Genomic DNA, 14449 nt, shown 5'->3' on the forward strand with positions numbered 1-14449 from the left:
ACCCGACACAGGGACAAAGGAATTTATTCGGATAGCATGGCGCGCCGCCCGCGTGAAGGCGCGAGGCGCAGGTTTCGCGGCGATGGTTTGTCGCGCAATTTTGCGCTGACCGCACACGGGTAACACGAGACAAATTCCGCCATTTGCTCCGAGTTTGGCTGACGAGTCCCAAGTTGTCGCTGATTGAAAATCCACAAGCCGCTTGAAAAACAGCTCTTTACAGAAATATCTTTAACTTCTTTTTAACTAAACAAAAATGCTGTCCGGCGACGCTTTCGACGCAACTCTAGCCAGCGCCAGGGATTATTAGAGATTGGAGAAAAGAGCGTAATCGGCAGCTGTGCGGATGGGCTTTTCCCAAAAGGAACCGGAAATGGCCAGCTTCGACCAACTCATTCAAGAAATCGGCGCACGATATCATCTCGGCCCCAAGGCCCGCCCGTTGATGCACGAGGCGTTGCGTCTGATCGCCGATGAACCCGGCGGAATCAGCAATTTTCTCAATAATTTCAAGGTAGCAGGCTTCGGGTCCGAGGTTGCGTCCTGGTCCAGTGAGTCGGGTGCCATCCCGCTTTCCGCACGCCAGGTGGAGCTCTCGCTGGGATCCAACGTCGTCTATGAGATCGCCCATAAGGTCGGGATGAGCCAAAGCTTTACTGGAACGGTTTTGGGCTACACTATTCCTAGGATCATCGGCTTTTTGGCACCGAGCGGCGTAATCCCGTCCACGCTGCCTCCTTCCGTATCGAGATTTCTGGTTGCCGCCCTTCCCCGCGACGATACCGCGCACGAAAGAGCCGATCGCATCCCGTCACGGAGGATGGAGGGTCGGGAACCACCGCGGCTCGACTGGATGCTGATTCCCGGAGCTGCTCTTCTGGTAACCCTGGGACTCCTCGGATTTTTCATTGCATCGGGCAAGACCAACGGTCCCGCGCTGCCGGTCGAGTCGACGCCGGTCGTCGTTCAAAATACGCCGGCACTGACAACGTCCCCACGCACGCCGACGATGCCGGCCCGCCTGTCGCTCAGAAACCAGGACGGCCATATTTTCTATTCGGGTCGGGTGGAAGACAACGCCGCCCGTACCGCGGTTTTGGACGCCCTCAAAACCGTTTTCGAACCCAATCGGCTCAGCGGAGAAATCACCGTCGACCCCCAAGCGGCCCCTGCTGAATGGGCTAGAACGCTCAGGACCACGCTCGAAAATTTCAAGGCGCCCGGATCGCTCGCTCTGTTCGAAGGCAGTGCGGTTCGCGTCGGGGGAGCCATTCCTTCTGCGGACCGCGACAGAATTTTGGCTTCCTTAAAATCAGACCTTGGGATGCAATTCACTGTAGCGGCCATAGAAGGAGGCTCGATCAAAACGGCGGCTGTGACGCCAAGACCCGGTCCGAGCGATGTCAGCCTTCCCAACCAGCCAACCCTCCCCAATCAGCCGGCCGTAAACTTCCCGACCATCTATTTCCCGCCCAATGCCACCGAGCTGCCAAGGCGCGGTACACCGGTTGTGCGGCAGGTCGCCGGTCTGATCAAAAAATTGCCGGCTGGCACGGTGGTTGAGATCGGCGGCTTTACGAATGGCGCAGCCAATCTCACCGTCAATATGCAGCTCTCCCAAGAACGTGCCGATGCCGTTCGCCGAGCACTTGTGCGTGAGGGGGTCGATCCCGCCATGCTGAGCGCCAAGGGCTATGGCAGCGCCAACTCCATGGCTGATAACGCTGGCACCCTGGAAGGGCGCAGCAACCGCCTCCGCAATCAAAGGCGCGTCGAATTCCGGATCCTTCAGCCATAGGGACCAATGCGAAAGTCACTGATCGATGACTTTCTCCGATCGCCGCCTATTCGTCCTCGTTCATCGGTTCAAGGGTCGGACTGCGCGCGCTCACCGCGCGAGCTTCCGGCTGCCGCTGGATCTGAGGGAGCGGGCTCGACGAAGCTTCCGTGACAGCCGGACTGAACCCGTCCCGCTGATAGATGTCCTCGCGGAATTCCGCGAGACCGTCGGGCGTGGCCCAGGCGGTTATATAGACCCAATAAACCGGAATTGGGCTGGCGATCTTGGCATCGATTCGCTGACCGGACCGGATCGCTTCATCGATATGTTCACGGTCCCAACCGGGGGTATCCTTGAGAAGCCAGGCAACATAGTCGCGGACATTCTGGACGCGGATACAGCCTGACGACACGAATCGGTCGTCATCGCCGAAAATTCCCTTTTCCGGCGTGTCGTGCATGTAGACGCCATAGGGATTGTTGATGTTGATTCGTACTACGCCAAGCGAATTGAGATCGCCGCCCGGATCCTGACGGAACTTGTAATTGACCGCGTCGAGAGAATTCCAGTTGATTTGGCCAGGTGAAAGTTCCTGACCGTCTTTGTTGAAAATGCGGATCTTGTGGTCGCTTAGATAGTTCGCATCCTTTTGCATGCGCGGAATCAAATCCTTGCGGATGATTGAAGCGGGCACCGTCCAATAAGGATTGAAATTAATGTCGATCGCCCTCGTCATCATGACCGGCGATTGGCGGTCGATCTTGCCAACGCCCGCGGCGTGATGGGTGGCCACGACACCATTATCGACGGTCTCGACGGCCATCGCCGGAATATTGGCCATGACGAACCGATCACCGAGATTGCCGGAATAAGAGCGCAGGCGCACCAGATTCACCTCAAGCTGGTGCAGGCGCACATCGGCCGGGACATTCAGCGCGGCAAACGTTTCCTTCGAAACCACACCGCTTTGAAGCAGACCGTGGCGGGCTTGGAAATGCTTGACCGCGGCATCGACATAGGAATCGAAGATCGGCGACGTTCCGGCCGAAGGATCGAGATCGTTGGAGGCTGCGAGACGCTTGCGGAGTGCGACCACCGCAGGGCCGTTGGAACCGAGCTTGAGGGGTTGCCCGGACGGAACCGTTGCCCAGCCGCCATTGGCGACGATCTGACGATAGGTTTCGATCGCCTGTTCGGTGGCGGTAAAGGTTTGCACAGAAAGAACAGGCGTGTTCGACCGACTGACCGCGAGGTGGGGATCTGCATCGTAGCGCTGCGCCCATTCGGCCTGTTCGCTGAACAGCGCGTCGCTGGCGGCAGCGCCGCCCTGCGTTTCACACAAAGCGAACCCGCTGATGAGACCCACAAGGGCGGCGGCGCGCGTGAAAGGAGTAATATGACAGAAGTGCAGTGAAACTTTTTCAGTCTTGAACCTCAATGCCTCGACCTCCCATGCCTTCGGCTCATCCGACCGGGTGCCCGCGATACAGCACGTGCAATTCGATACGATGAATAAAGCGCGACCGGAGCGCAGGGCCGGTGGCGGCGTTCAGGAATGCACCTAGAAAGACCAATCTCAGCGCCTCACAGAAAGCGTCGTGATGACCTCACCTTTGAACTGGCGCGATAATGGTTAAAAAGGCACAAACAGGGCGGCAATTTTGTGGCGTTTGAGGCGAATTGTCTCCTTCTGCAACATTAGGCAGCCACAAGCTCTATCTTCACCTTGGCGCCGCTACAGCCTGAACCTTATCTGATCGGTCCAGAATCGCTCGAGACGCGCCAAAGACTGGTTGAGATTCGCGAATTCATCGCAGCTGATGCCGCCGATCTGTTCGACCGTGGTCACATGTTTGCTGTAGAGACCGGAAACAATATCGTGAACCTCACGGCCTTTGTCGGTCAAACTGATCCGAACCGCGCGGCGGTCGATGCGTGAGCGCGCATGATGCAGATACCCCTCATCGACCAGTTTCTTGACGTTGTAAGACACATTCGAGCCCAAATAGAACCCGCGCGTGCGCAGTTCCCCCGCCGTCATTTCCTTATCGCTGATATTATAAAGCAGGAGGGCCTGCACCGCGTTTACGTCGCTACGACCGCGCCGGTCGAATTCATCTTTGATCACGTCGAGAAGCCGTCGGTGCAGCCGTTCCACCAACGTCAAGGCCGCGAGATAGGCCGGGCGAACCTCGGCGATCCGGGCGGCGCGAGCCTGCGAAACATCGCTCTTTTGAGCATTGATCATGTCCAACCTCATCTTTGCAATGCGGCGACTATCGCCGTCCATGCATCGAAAATTATGCGACACAAATGAAAACCAGTTTAAGCAACAAACTGAATCTCGCGTTTATATGTTGCGGTCAATGAGATATGAATTAAAGACTTTCTTACGATTAACTTTCTTAACTTGCTTTGCTTCGAACTAATGCCGCCGTTCAACTTCAAATATTAACAAGCAACAAAGACGTCGAATCGATGCGCGCCGGCAGGTTGGAGGTACAGTTCCGCGACGGCGCAAAAGGCCTCGAGCGCGTTTGTCCCCGTCCCTCGCAAGCCGCGAACGTCCACTGTCGGGTGAGGCAGCCTAACAAATTAGAGCTGCTACAATAATCGCAAATCGACCGCTTTCGGTCCTTTGCCCTTCTTGTCGGCCTCGATCTCATACGCGAGGCGCTGCCCTTCGTTCAGCGATTGCAATCCCGCACTCTCGACCGCGCTGATATGAACGAAAATATCGCGCCCGCCATCATCGGGCTTTATAAAGCCGTAGCCCTTCTCCGCGTTAAAAAATTTGATGGTTCCCTGCTGCGACATAGGACGTATTCCTTCCAATCAATTTTCTTTCAATCAAGGAGCCGCGGTCTTAACGCCACGCCAATCGGGCTCGCAAAAAACGAACTCGCCCCCCACAAACTGGGGCTGCCGCGAGCTTTGGCAAGCTCGCTATTCGCCGCTTAACCAATCGATCGAATAGGCCGCGAGCCCCACGCCGAGGCAGTCGGCCAGCCAAGGCAAAATGACGTCTGCTTCGATGTCAAGGCGAAACGGCGGATTGACGATGATGAGCCCTGACCGGACCAAGGATTCCAGCGGCTTAGGCTCGTCAATTTGGAACTCCAGGCGCAAGACGCGCTTGACCCCCCGTAGGACCAGGGTTTGCGTCATTGAGGCGACCGTCTCGATGTCCTTGACCGGATACCAAAGCATAAAAATGCCGGTCGCCCATTTCCGCCAAGCCGCGGTGATTGCATCCAAGGCCTTTGTGAGTTCATGCATGTCCTCGAATGGAGGATCGATCAAAACAAGCCCTCGCCGTTCGATCGGCGGAATGAAGGCGGAAAGTCCTTTATATCCGTCCATATTGAAAAGCTTAGCTCTCGCATCTCCGTGGAGATTGGCGCTTAATCTGGCGAAGGCCCGCGGATGCAGTTCGCAGAAAATCATCCGGTCCTGACGTCGCAGCATGGCCTTGGCGATCCAAGGCGACCCCGAATAGCGAAGAGAGTCCGAACGAAGAAGAGGCGTCGCGATTCGCAAATAGGGTTCGACGAGCGATTGCACCTCAGGGGAGAGTTTGGCCGCGACGAGTTTACCGATACCGCCGCGCCATTCGGTCGTCCTTCCGGCTTCCGGACTCAAAAGATCGTAAAGCGCGCTCCCCGCATGAGTTTCGATGTATCGAAAAGCGGTCGGCTTCATTTCCAGGTGAAACAAAATACGCGTGAGAAAAATATGCTTGAAAACATCGGCGAAATTGCCAGCATGAAAATCGTGACGGTAATTCATTCAGGCAACCTATCGCGTCTGCGCGTTCATTAACGTCTGATTAAACTGTTCATTGAAAGCTTTGCTGCTCCTTCGCGGCAAAACTGCTTAGTTTGCCGTGAGAGCATTGCGGCAAGTTCGGCACATCTTCGCCGCAATGCTAAGAAAATGCTTTGGCTGCAGGAGATGGATGCAGTTCAGTTGGCGATCAGATTGCTACAGACGAGTGATCATCGGTCACAGACCTTTTATTGCCTCGAATAGACGTAACAGCTGTTTTAATCCCAGCCGTGGAGAAGTTTTATGCGGAAGACCTTGGGTAAATCCATTAGGATAAGCGTCGCTGCAAGCGTCACAATTGCAGCTTTGGCGTCGGTCTCTGTTCCGGCCCAAGCCGGTGATGGCGGCGCGATTGCCGCCGGTGTGATCGGAGGCGTCGCCCTCGGCGCCCTCGCTGGAGCCGCGATCGCAGGTTCCGCTCCGCCCCCGCCTCCGCCGCCGGTCTATTACGCGCCCGTTTATGCCCCGCCCCCGCCGCGCTGCTGGTGGGAGCCACAGCAAGTGTGGAATGGCTATGCCTATATCGTGCAGCGGGTCCGTGTCTGTAACTGATCAATTCGCCAAAATCGGCAATGTAGGCCCAACCTCCCTCCATCGGCGTCGCGCGTGCCGGTGGAGGTTTTGCGACGATGGTCACAAAATCGGCGGGACGGACACTTCGCGCGTGTGACAGCCTTGATGGCTGATGTCCGGGCACGACCGGAATTCGCGCAGATCCTTGCCAAAGCAGATTCTAACCTCCTGCAGGACGCCGTTCTTGCAGGCAACGCCCAGCATCCCCGGACGCAGCCGGGGATTGGCCGCGATAAACGCCCGCGTGATGTCGATGGGCGTCCAAAGCTGCTTTTCCTTGGCGGCGACAAACGGGGGCGGAATGATTAGAGAGTCACGCGCGCGGCGTACATCGGCAAAATAATCGGTGGGACTTTTCCCCGAGCATGTGCCGTGCTTCAGCCATTCATGGCGAGCGAGACCTTCGTCGGGATAAAGACCCTGCGCGCTTTGCAGCGCTATACGCGAGGGAAACCGGGCGGCGGGACTGCACTCCGACGGAAATCCGTGTTCATATTGCGGCCAGAGTCCATGGACGACAAACCCCTGATTGGCGCCGGCATCGCACTGGCCATGCGCGCGCACGGCCGCGGCCGTCTCGCAAAAGCTCGAAGACCAGGAAAGGGAGAGGACGTAAAAATCGAATTCGCCCGGTGTGTTCGACTCGGCCCGCGCGGGAGAGAGCCACAAAAGAAACGCCGCAACGATGACGGCCACCAAGCAGCCGGCAGAGGCCGCGGGGCGTGGAGCGGAAAGCATCTGCAAGCCGAACCTGCTCATGGCCGGGCCATTTTGCAATTGGGAGCATAGGCGTCGTTTCGGTCGAGTCCGCCGACACACCATTCGACGCCAAAGCCGAACCATCCGATGATTCCGAGATCCTGGTCGATCGAATAGGAAATCTCGCGAATTTTTCCGTCGTTCATATCGGCGAGCGCCACGCAGTAGCGGCGGGGAATATAATCGAGCCCGTTGGTGCGGTAACCGATCTCCTGGATCCGCTCGAAGCCGAGAATCTCAAGCCCGGTGTTCCAAAACTCGGCCTCGCGAGCATGGAAGCGCGATTGGATCCGCTCGAAGACATTGAGATCGTTGCAGGGAGGCAAAATGCCATTGTAGGGACTATACCGCCGCTCGGCCGGAACGAGCGGGCGTCCAATCGCCGGAGGGGAAAAGGACCCCACTGCCCCGGCCAGAATCGCCGCGAACAAGGCCCCTGGAAGCGCAGCCGAAAGCGCGCGCAGAATTTTTGGTTGCATCATGGAAAAAGGACTCTCCCCGATTAGCCCCTTGCGGTGATCTCAGCCGCGATTGTAGACGTCCTGCAGCCGAATAATATCATCTTCGCCAAGGTAAGAGCCAGTTTGAACCTCGATCAGCTCCAGATCGATCCGGCCAGGATTTGCCATCCTGTGCACGCACCCGATCGGCAGATAGATCGACTCGTTTTCATGCACCAGATGGATCTCGTTGTCGCGGGTGACCTCCGCGGTCCCTTTGACGACAATCCAATGCTCGGCGCGATGGAAATGTTTCTGCAAGGATAGCCGCTCGCCCGGTTTCACGACAATCCGCTTGACTTGGTACCGCGCGCCTGAATCCACCGATTGGTAATAGCCCCACGGCCGATAGGAACGCTTATGTTCCAGCGCTTCGGGATGGTTCTCGGATTTCAAAAGATCGACCAGTTGCTTGACATCGTTCCCATACGCTTGATTGAGCACCAGCACGGCATCCTGGGTGGTGACGACGATGACATCGTCGACGCCGACGACGGTGGTCAGATGATCGTCGGAGCGGACGTGAACGTTTGACGCGTTCATGACGACGCCCCGCCCCCGGATCGAATTGCCTTTATCATCACGATCCGACAATTGCCAAACTGCCTGCCAATTGCCGACATCCGACCAGCCTATGTCGGCGGGGACGACCGCCGCCTTGCTTGTGCGCTCCATGACGGCATAATCGATCGACTTTTTCGGCGCTTGAGCGAAGGCCTCCGCATCGAGAATCAGGAAATTCAAATCCTGTTTTGCCTTCGCCACGGCGGCGGCCGCCGCCTCTGCCATGACCGGCTCGAATTTGCGCAGCTCATCCTGCATCACATCGGCGCGAAAAATGAAATTGCCGGAGTTCCAGTAATAATTTTCCGCCACATATTTTTCCGCGGTGGGGGCATCGGGCTTTTCGACGAATCCCGCCACCTTGAAGACGCCGCCATCCGCATCCACCGTCTTTCCAGGCTTGATATAGCCATAGCCCGTGGCCGGCTCGCTCGGCTTGACGCCGAGGGTCACGATATAGCCCTGCGCCGCCGCTTGGGCTGCCTTTTTGCAGAGCGCGACAAAACCCTCCTGATCGCGCACCACGTGGTCGGCGGCGAGGACTGCGACGATCGTGTCGGGGCCAGCCTGCGCGGCAAGTTCAGCGGCAACCGCGACAGCCGGGCCGGAATCCCGGCGGATCGGCTCAAGAACGATGCGAGCCTCGCGCTTGATTTTCTGCAATTGCTCGGCAACGAGAAAACGATAATCATGGTTGGAAATCACGACTGGCGTCTCAAAGATCTCATTGTCGAGGATTTGAGCCACCATTTGAAACGTCGAGAGAGTGCCGACCAGAGAGATGAACTGCTTCGGCAGGCTTTCCCGAGATTCCGGCCAAACCCGCGTTCCCGAACCGCCGCACATGATGACCGGAAGGATTTTCACGCTTTTTTGCTCCTCGCAGAGACGATCGACCACATCGGCGGGTCACCAGGATCCGAGATCGGGCCTGATCCAATGCATTGCCCAACAATAAACGGTTGTGCCGGAAATGTCGCCTGTTTCTAAGATTTGACCGGTTTTATCAATCATGCCCGGTGAGATTTCTCACTTGCCGGCCACCCTACGCAATTCGATCGATTTGCGGTACTAGGGAGATGAGGCCGTCAATCGGGCAAGGGCAAGCGGACCTGAGGATATTTGTCGCATGGGGGAGCCTGACTTTCGCGTCGAAAGAAAACTGTTGAAACGCGATATTTGGCCGGTGGCGGGGATCGATGAAGCCGGCCGTGGGCCGCTGGCGGGACCGGTTGCGGCCGCTGCGGTCGTGCTCGATCCGCGCAAGCTGCCGCGTGGCGTGAATGACTCCAAGCAGCTTGACCCTGAAGAACGCGAACGACTTTATGAAGAAATCATGTTGCGCGCGGTCGCGGTGACGGTCGCGTTCGCGACTGCCGCCGAGATCGACCGGATCAACATCCGGCAAGCAACATTCTCAGCTATGCGGCGGGCGCTTGCGGCGCTTTCGGTCACGCCCCGCCATGTCCTGATCGACGGGAACGATTTGCCGACCGATCTTTGCTGCCCGAGCGAGGCGATCATCAAGGGTGACGCCGCCGTATTGTCGATCGCCGCCGCCTCCATCGTCGCCAAAGTCTCGCGTGACCGGTTGATGCGCCGCCTCTGCGGTCATTATCCCGCCTATCGGTTCAGCGAGCATTACGGATACGCCACGCAAAAACATCTGGCGGCGATCGCCGAGCATGGGCCCTGCCCTTTCCATCGCCGCAGTTTCCGGCCCTTCGCTGAAACCTAACCGGCATCCCGACAGCTTTGTGAGCATGGTCGGCCGTTGCTCGCCTCCTCGCGAGACGTGCGAAAAAGAGACAGGCCGGAAATCGCCACTTAACGTCGTCTTTACCGAACGCGACGCAAGCTCATTTCGGTCCAACGACATCATCGGGAAATAAACGTTGGCCCATTGCTGCTTTTCGTCTCGACGAGACGAAAGTCTGAGGAGCCCACGGCCGCGTTGCGCGACCCGTCGCCTCCATAGCGTATCGGTTTCGAGTTCATGCGTAGCGAACGTGCCGGGGCGGCCGGCCCGAAATCTCAGATCAAGGTCATGCGTACTGGGATTTCGGCGGCGCGCTCCGCCACGCCCCGCCCTGAGCATAGGGCGGATGCACTCCCGCTGAATAAAATCATTGTCGGCGACTGCATGGATGAGCTGGCCAGGCTTCCGCCGGAGTCCGTTGATCTCGTGTTTGCCGATCCGCCCTATAATCTGCAGCTCGAATCCGCGCTATCGCGTCCGGACCAAAGTCTCGTCGATGCGGTCAACGATGATTGGGACAAGTTCTCAAGCTTCTCGGACTACGACAATTTTACACGATCTTGGCTTGCTGCCGTGCGCCGCGTCATGAAGAAGGACGCAACGATTTTCGTCATCGGCTCCTATCATAATATTTTCCGGGTCGGCTCGATCTTGCAGGATCAGGGATTTTGGATCTTGAACGATATCATCTGGCGCAAGGCCAACCCCATGCCGAATTTTCGGGGGCGGCGCTTTACCAATGCACATGAGACGTTGATCTGGGCAGCCAAAAGCGCGGGCGCCAAAAGCTACAGCTTCAACTATGAATTGCTGAAGGCCGGCAACGAGGATTGCCAGGTCCGCTCCGATTGGTTTCTGCCGATCTGTACCGGCGGGGAACGCCTGAAAGATTCTGCCGGCCGAAAATGTCATCCGACGCAGAAGCCGGAGGCCTTGCTCTCGCGCGTCCTGCTCGCCGCCTCGAATGAGGGCGACGTGGTTCTCGATCCCTTCTTTGGTTCAGGAACGACCGGCGCCGCCGCCAAAAAACTTGGCCGACGCTTCATCGGTATCGAACGCGATGCGGGCTACGCGCAGGCGGCCAGAGCCCGGATCGCCGGCGTGGAAACGCTGCCATCGGACGCCATCGCGGCGGTCCCCAACAAACGTTCGGAGCCGCGCGTCGCTTTTTCCGCCATCGTCGAAGCCGGATTGCTCCAACCGGGTGAATTTCTGGTCGATGAGAAAAAACGCCATTCGGCGGTCGTGCGCGCCGATGGAACCGTTTCGATCGGCACGGTCACCGGCTCGATTCATAAGATCGGCGCGCTGACGCAGGGCTTGCCCGCCTGCAACGGCTGGATGTTTTGGCGGTTCGAACGCAAGGGGAAGTTCGAGCCGATCGATGTCCTGCGCTCCATGGTGCGCGCGAGCCTTCAGGCAGCAGAATAGGGCCGCCGGCGGCTGCGCTTTTTCCTATCCGTGATCATGCCGGTGATGCAGGTCCGGGTAGTGCGGATGCGAGTGACGCAGCGGCTCATGGCGATGCCAATGGGAGTGCGGCTCGCTCACCAGCCCCTCGTGAGCATGCCGATGATGTGCATCGTGCACATGGATATGTTCATGTTCGAGCCCGCCGTGGTCATGTTCGTGTTTGTGCCATTCGACAACATGCAGCCAGAGGCCTAATCCCATCAAGCCGCCCGCGACGAGCAGCTTCGCGGTTACCGGATCGCCAAGCAGCACAATCGCGATCATCGCTCCGATGAACGGCGCCAGCGAGAAGTAAGCCCCCGTTCGCGCCGCACCGAGATGGCGCAGAGCCAACACGAAGGCGACAAGACTGACGCCGATACCAAGAAAGCCGACGCCAGCCGAAGCCGCCAGCATCCCGGGCGATGGCCAAGTGGCGCCCAACCCAATAGCGAGGGCCGTGTTCACCGCCCCCGCCGTCAGTCCCTTGATCATGGCAATCAGCACGGGATCGGCGCTGGAGAGCTTGCGGGTGAGATTGTTGTCGATGCCCCAAGCCAGACATGCCGCCGCGATCAACACCGCGCCGCTGTTCAGGCTGATCGCCTCCCCGCCCCAGGAAAGCACGACCGCGCCCGCGAGAATTGAGAAGGCGCCGAGCAAGAGGCGCCGGTCGACATTTTCCCGGAATGCCAGCCACGCGATTGCCATCGTTGCAAGGGATTCAAGGTTAAGCAACAGCGCGCCCGATGCTGCGTCCGTGCGGGCAAGCCCGAGCATCAGCAAAAGCGGACCGGCGAGCCCCCCGAAGACGATCACCACACAAAGCCAAGGGAGATCGCCACGCCGCAAGGGAGCATCTGCGGACGGGATGCCCAGCGCCGCGCGGCCGAAGTGAACCGCGGCGAGACCAACTCCGGCCCCGAGGTAAAGCACGCCGGCGAGCAGTTGCGGGCTGAGCGATCCAAGGAGAAGTTTTGACAGAGGCGTTGAGGCGCCAAACAGAACTGCCGAACCCAACGCCAAGGGAACGCCGGGCCACAGGTGGGCAAGCTTTCTTTGTGTCATAGCGTGCCCTCGATATGGTTCAACGCAGGGTCCAATCAAAAACTCTGCGCCTTTTTTGGTGCGTGCGTTATTCGAACTCGACCTTCAGCCCTAGCCGCTCGAACTCCTCCTCGATCGCATGCACAATGTAGCCGAGCTCCTCGATTTCAATTTCGATCGCCTGGTGCGGCGCGTCCCAACAAAGAATGCCATCCAGATCGACAATGAAATCGGGTGGATCCTCTGCGTTGGGGAAATTGGGAAGCGGCAGCAGCGTTAAAATTTTTTCGCCACGCCGAACGCGCACCGATCCCTCGGTCAGCGTAATCTTCGGTTCCGGGTCGCGCCCCTTGGCCATGTTGAGCAGGTGGTTTCGCAAGGACATGCTTGGCGAGAGGCGAGAATTTGAGCGCCTTGAGCTGATCGAAGCGCAACGACTCTCGTCCCGATTGCCGTTCCGGTCCAGAGTTACGGCTCTATGCTTTTGTTTTGCCTTATTTTTGCGTCGGGCGCCAGTGCCAGCTCCGGTGCCATTATATGATGCGCGGCATTTTGACGTACCTCGGCGATCACTTTGCGCATCACACTGGGAAAAGCCTCCCTATCCAGGCCAGGACCTGACACGAAGCGGTAGCCCGCGGGCGGGCGCTCGGCGCGGCCGACCTCAGCCACGTAAATATCGAGCTCAAGCGCAAAATGGGTGAAGACGTGGGTGATCCTACGATCAAGCTTCCGATACGCGCCGGCCATCGGCGCCTGCGCCACCGCCAACGCCGGGTCGAAACCGGTTTCCCAAACGGTCCCCGGCAGTTCGCTCATACCGCCGAGCAACCCCTTCGGCGGCCGTGTGCGGACAAGAACCGATCCATCCTCGCGCTGCACAAAAAACGCGGCGCCGAGGCGCAGGGGCCGCTCCGCCCGGGGCGCCTTGAGTGGCAGACGTTCCGGCTGTTCCGACGCGTGGGCGCGACAAAGCTTCTGCAATGGACATAGGGAGCAGGATGGACGCTTAGGGGTGCAGATCGTGGCGCCAATATCCATCATTGCCTGGGCAAAGTCACCGGCCCGTTCCAGCGGCGTCATCTCGCCGGTCATGGCCCTGATCGCGGGCTTTGCCGCCGGGAGCGGAGTTTCAATCGCAAACAGCCGGGCAACGACTCGCTCGACATTGCCATCGACGACGACCGCCGGGCGCCCAAAAGCGATCGCCGCAATGGCCGCCGCCGTGTAAGGCCCAATTCCGGGTAACTCCCGCAATTGCATTTCCGTGTCCGGGAACTTGCCACCCAACCGCTCGGAGACAATTTGTGCGCAGGTATGAAGATTGCGCGCGCGCGAATAATATCCGAGCCCGGCCCATTGCTGCATGACCGCGTCGAGGGGGGCCTCGGCCAAAAGGTCGACATCCGGCCAGCGCGCCAAAAAGGCTGCAAAATAGGGTTTCACGGCCGTGACCGTCGTCTGTTGCAGCATGATTTCCGAAAGCCAAACCCGATAGGGATCAACAGGCTCTCCCGGTCGTGCCCGCCAAGGCAAATCGCGGCGATGGGCATCGTACCAAGCAAGGACCGCGGCGGCAGGAGCGGCCGCCTCTGCGTCGAGGCGTATCGGGAAGGCCATAGATGTGCCTCGTTTTGTCGATCTTTTTACCGACCTATGAACAAGGGGCAGAGCGAGGGGACCAAAATGAGTGGGACGGTTAAGCCGATACCCGAAGGGCATCACGGCGCAATACCCTATCTTAGCGTGGGCAACGCCAGTGAAGCGATCACTTTCTACAAGAGAGCCTTCGGCGCAACCGAAACGCTCTGCATTGCGCATGAGGGTAAGGTCGGACACGCGGAACTTGAAATCGGCGAGGCCCGGATCATGCTCTGCGACGAGTTTCCTGATCACGACGCGTTGAGCCCGCAAACGATCGGCGGGACCCCCGTCATGATCCACCTCTATGTCGAGGACGTCGATGCCTTCACAAGCCGTGCGGTTGGGGCGGGCCTCAAGGTTCTTCGCCCGGTCATGGACCAGTTTTACGGGGACCGCGGCGGCAAATTCGAGGACCCTTACGGGCATCGGTGGTGGATCGCGACCCACGTGGAGGACATTTCGCCTCAGGAACTGAAGAAGCGCGCCGAACAATTGTTTGGCGTGAGCGCAGCCTGAGGGCGGGGTTCAACACGGGGGACAAGG

The 14449-nt window shown here is 58.6% G+C and carries 15 protein-coding genes; 5 read left to right on the forward strand and 10 right to left on the reverse strand.

The annotated features are described in order from the left end of the window. The first annotated feature begins 346 nt into the window (after positions 1-346). Positions 347-1798: a hypothetical protein gene (locus CU048_03845; GenBank protein QBR70548.1), complete on the forward strand. Its 1452-nt coding sequence runs from the start codon at positions 347-349 to the stop codon at positions 1796-1798. 46 nt (positions 1799-1844) lie between these two features. Here CU048_03845 and CU048_03850 read toward each other — a convergent pair whose 3' ends face one another. The 4 genes from CU048_03850 to CU048_03865 form a co-directional block, all read right to left on the reverse strand. Continuing rightward, the gene (locus tag CU048_03850) at positions 1845-3146 is read right to left on the reverse strand and encodes a murein L,D-transpeptidase (GenBank protein QBR70549.1); all 1302 of its coding nucleotides are present in this window, start codon (positions 3144-3146) and stop codon (positions 1845-1847) included. A gap of 369 nt (positions 3147-3515) precedes the next feature. Next, positions 3516-4028, reverse strand: a complete 513-nt coding sequence (locus tag CU048_03855; GenBank protein ID QBR72641.1) for a MarR family transcriptional regulator — start codon at positions 4026-4028, stop codon at positions 3516-3518. A gap of 356 nt (positions 4029-4384) precedes the next feature. Further along, positions 4385-4597, reverse strand: coding sequence for a cold-shock protein (locus CU048_03860; protein ID QBR70550.1), 213 nt, complete (start codon positions 4595-4597; stop codon positions 4385-4387). Positions 4598-4726: 129 nt separating this feature from the next. Beyond that, positions 4727-5569: a 23S rRNA (adenine(2030)-N(6))-methyltransferase RlmJ gene (locus CU048_03865; protein ID QBR70551.1), complete on the reverse strand. Its 843-nt coding sequence runs from the start codon at positions 5567-5569 to the stop codon at positions 4727-4729. A gap of 282 nt (positions 5570-5851) precedes the next feature. On the opposite strand from CU048_03865, the gene CU048_03870 reads away from it, so the two are divergent. Next, entirely contained in the window at positions 5852-6160 is a 309-nt protein-coding gene (locus CU048_03870) for a hypothetical protein (GenBank protein ID QBR70552.1), read from the forward strand. An 81-nt stretch (positions 6161-6241) separates the two neighbouring features. Here the strand turns inward: CU048_03870 and CU048_03875 are convergent, their stop codons facing one another. The 3 genes from CU048_03875 to CU048_03885 are packed head-to-tail and all read right to left on the reverse strand — an operon-like array spanning position 6242 to position 8850. Further along, complete coding sequence (locus tag CU048_03875) at positions 6242-6940, reverse strand: ribonuclease T (GenBank protein QBR70553.1); 699 nt, start codon at positions 6938-6940, stop codon at positions 6242-6244. Further along, positions 6937-7419 carry a hypothetical protein gene (locus CU048_03880; GenBank protein ID QBR72642.1) on the reverse strand — a complete coding sequence of 161 codons (483 nt, stop codon included), beginning with the start codon at positions 7417-7419 and terminating at the stop codon, positions 6937-6939. The genes CU048_03875 and CU048_03880 overlap by 4 nt, the downstream gene beginning before the upstream one ends. Positions 7420-7461: 42 nt before the next feature. Beyond that, on the reverse strand, positions 7462-8850 hold the full coding sequence (locus CU048_03885) for a mannose-1-phosphate guanylyltransferase/mannose-6-phosphate isomerase (protein ID QBR72643.1): 1389 nt from the start codon (positions 8848-8850) through the stop codon (positions 7462-7464). A 283-nt stretch (positions 8851-9133) separates the two neighbouring features. On the opposite strand from CU048_03885, the gene CU048_03890 reads away from it, so the two are divergent. Together CU048_03890 and CU048_03895 are read left to right on the forward strand one after the other, a co-directional pair. Continuing rightward, positions 9134-9742: a ribonuclease HII gene (locus tag CU048_03890; protein ID QBR70554.1), complete on the forward strand. Its 609-nt coding sequence runs from the start codon at positions 9134-9136 to the stop codon at positions 9740-9742. Between the two features lie 258 nt (positions 9743-10000). Beyond that, positions 10001-11194 (forward strand): modification methylase, encoded by a 1194-nt coding sequence (locus CU048_03895; GenBank protein ID QBR70555.1) that lies wholly within the window; start codon positions 10001-10003, stop codon positions 11192-11194. A gap of 24 nt (positions 11195-11218) precedes the next feature. On the opposite strand, the gene CU048_03900 is transcribed toward CU048_03895, so the two are convergent. The 3 genes from CU048_03900 to mutY all read right to left on the reverse strand — a co-directional run bounded on the left by CU048_03900 (position 11219) and on the right by mutY (position 13882). After that, positions 11219-12283, reverse strand: a complete 1065-nt coding sequence (locus tag CU048_03900; GenBank protein QBR70556.1) for an EamA family transporter — start codon at positions 12281-12283, stop codon at positions 11219-11221. A 67-nt stretch (positions 12284-12350) separates the two neighbouring features. Further along, complete coding sequence (locus CU048_03905; GenBank protein QBR72644.1) at positions 12351-12620, reverse strand: hypothetical protein; 270 nt, start codon at positions 12618-12620, stop codon at positions 12351-12353. Between the two features lie 110 nt (positions 12621-12730). Next, positions 12731-13882: an A/G-specific adenine glycosylase gene (gene mutY / locus CU048_03910; GenBank protein QBR70557.1), complete on the reverse strand. Its 1152-nt coding sequence runs from the start codon at positions 13880-13882 to the stop codon at positions 12731-12733. 66 nt (positions 13883-13948) lie between these two features. On the opposite strand from mutY, the gene CU048_03915 reads away from it, so the two are divergent. Further along, entirely contained in the window at positions 13949-14422 is a 474-nt protein-coding gene (locus CU048_03915) for a glyxoylase (protein QBR72645.1), read from the forward strand. Positions 14423-14449 lie beyond the last annotated feature (27 nt).

It is taken from the genome of Beijerinckiaceae bacterium, assembly GCA_004564215.1.
Classification (GTDB): domain Bacteria; phylum Pseudomonadota; class Alphaproteobacteria; order Rhizobiales; family Beijerinckiaceae; genus Methylocapsa.

Coding starts and splice junctions, on each gene's coding strand:
- CU048_03870 (QBR70552.1), top strand. CDS start 5,852: ATGCGGAAGACCTTGGGTAAATCCATTAGGATAAGCGTCGCTGCAAGC.
- CU048_03905 (QBR72644.1), bottom strand. CDS start 12,620: ATGGCCAAGGGGCGCGACCCGGAACCGAAGATTACGCTGACCGAGGGA.
- CU048_03895 (QBR70555.1), top strand. CDS start 10,001: ATGCGTAGCGAACGTGCCGGGGCGGCCGGCCCGAAATCTCAGATCAAG.
- mutY (QBR70557.1), bottom strand. CDS start 13,882: ATGGCCTTCCCGATACGCCTCGACGCAGAGGCGGCCGCTCCTGCCGCC.
- CU048_03865 (QBR70551.1), bottom strand. CDS start 5,569: ATGAATTACCGTCACGATTTTCATGCTGGCAATTTCGCCGATGTTTTC.
- CU048_03860 (QBR70550.1), bottom strand. CDS start 4,597: ATGTCGCAGCAGGGAACCATCAAATTTTTTAACGCGGAGAAGGGCTAC.
- CU048_03875 (QBR70553.1), bottom strand. CDS start 6,940: ATGAGCAGGTTCGGCTTGCAGATGCTTTCCGCTCCACGCCCCGCGGCC.
- CU048_03915 (QBR72645.1), top strand. CDS start 13,949: ATGAGTGGGACGGTTAAGCCGATACCCGAAGGGCATCACGGCGCAATA.
- CU048_03845 (QBR70548.1), top strand. CDS start 347: ATGGGCTTTTCCCAAAAGGAACCGGAAATGGCCAGCTTCGACCAACTC.
- CU048_03900 (QBR70556.1), bottom strand. CDS start 12,283: ATGACACAAAGAAAGCTTGCCCACCTGTGGCCCGGCGTTCCCTTGGCG.
- CU048_03890 (QBR70554.1), top strand. CDS start 9,134: ATGGGGGAGCCTGACTTTCGCGTCGAAAGAAAACTGTTGAAACGCGAT.
- CU048_03855 (QBR72641.1), bottom strand. CDS start 4,028: ATGATCAATGCTCAAAAGAGCGATGTTTCGCAGGCTCGCGCCGCCCGG.
- CU048_03880 (QBR72642.1), bottom strand. CDS start 7,419: ATGCAACCAAAAATTCTGCGCGCGCTTTCGGCTGCGCTTCCAGGGGCC.
- CU048_03885 (QBR72643.1), bottom strand. CDS start 8,850: ATGTGCGGCGGTTCGGGAACGCGGGTTTGGCCGGAATCTCGGGAAAGC.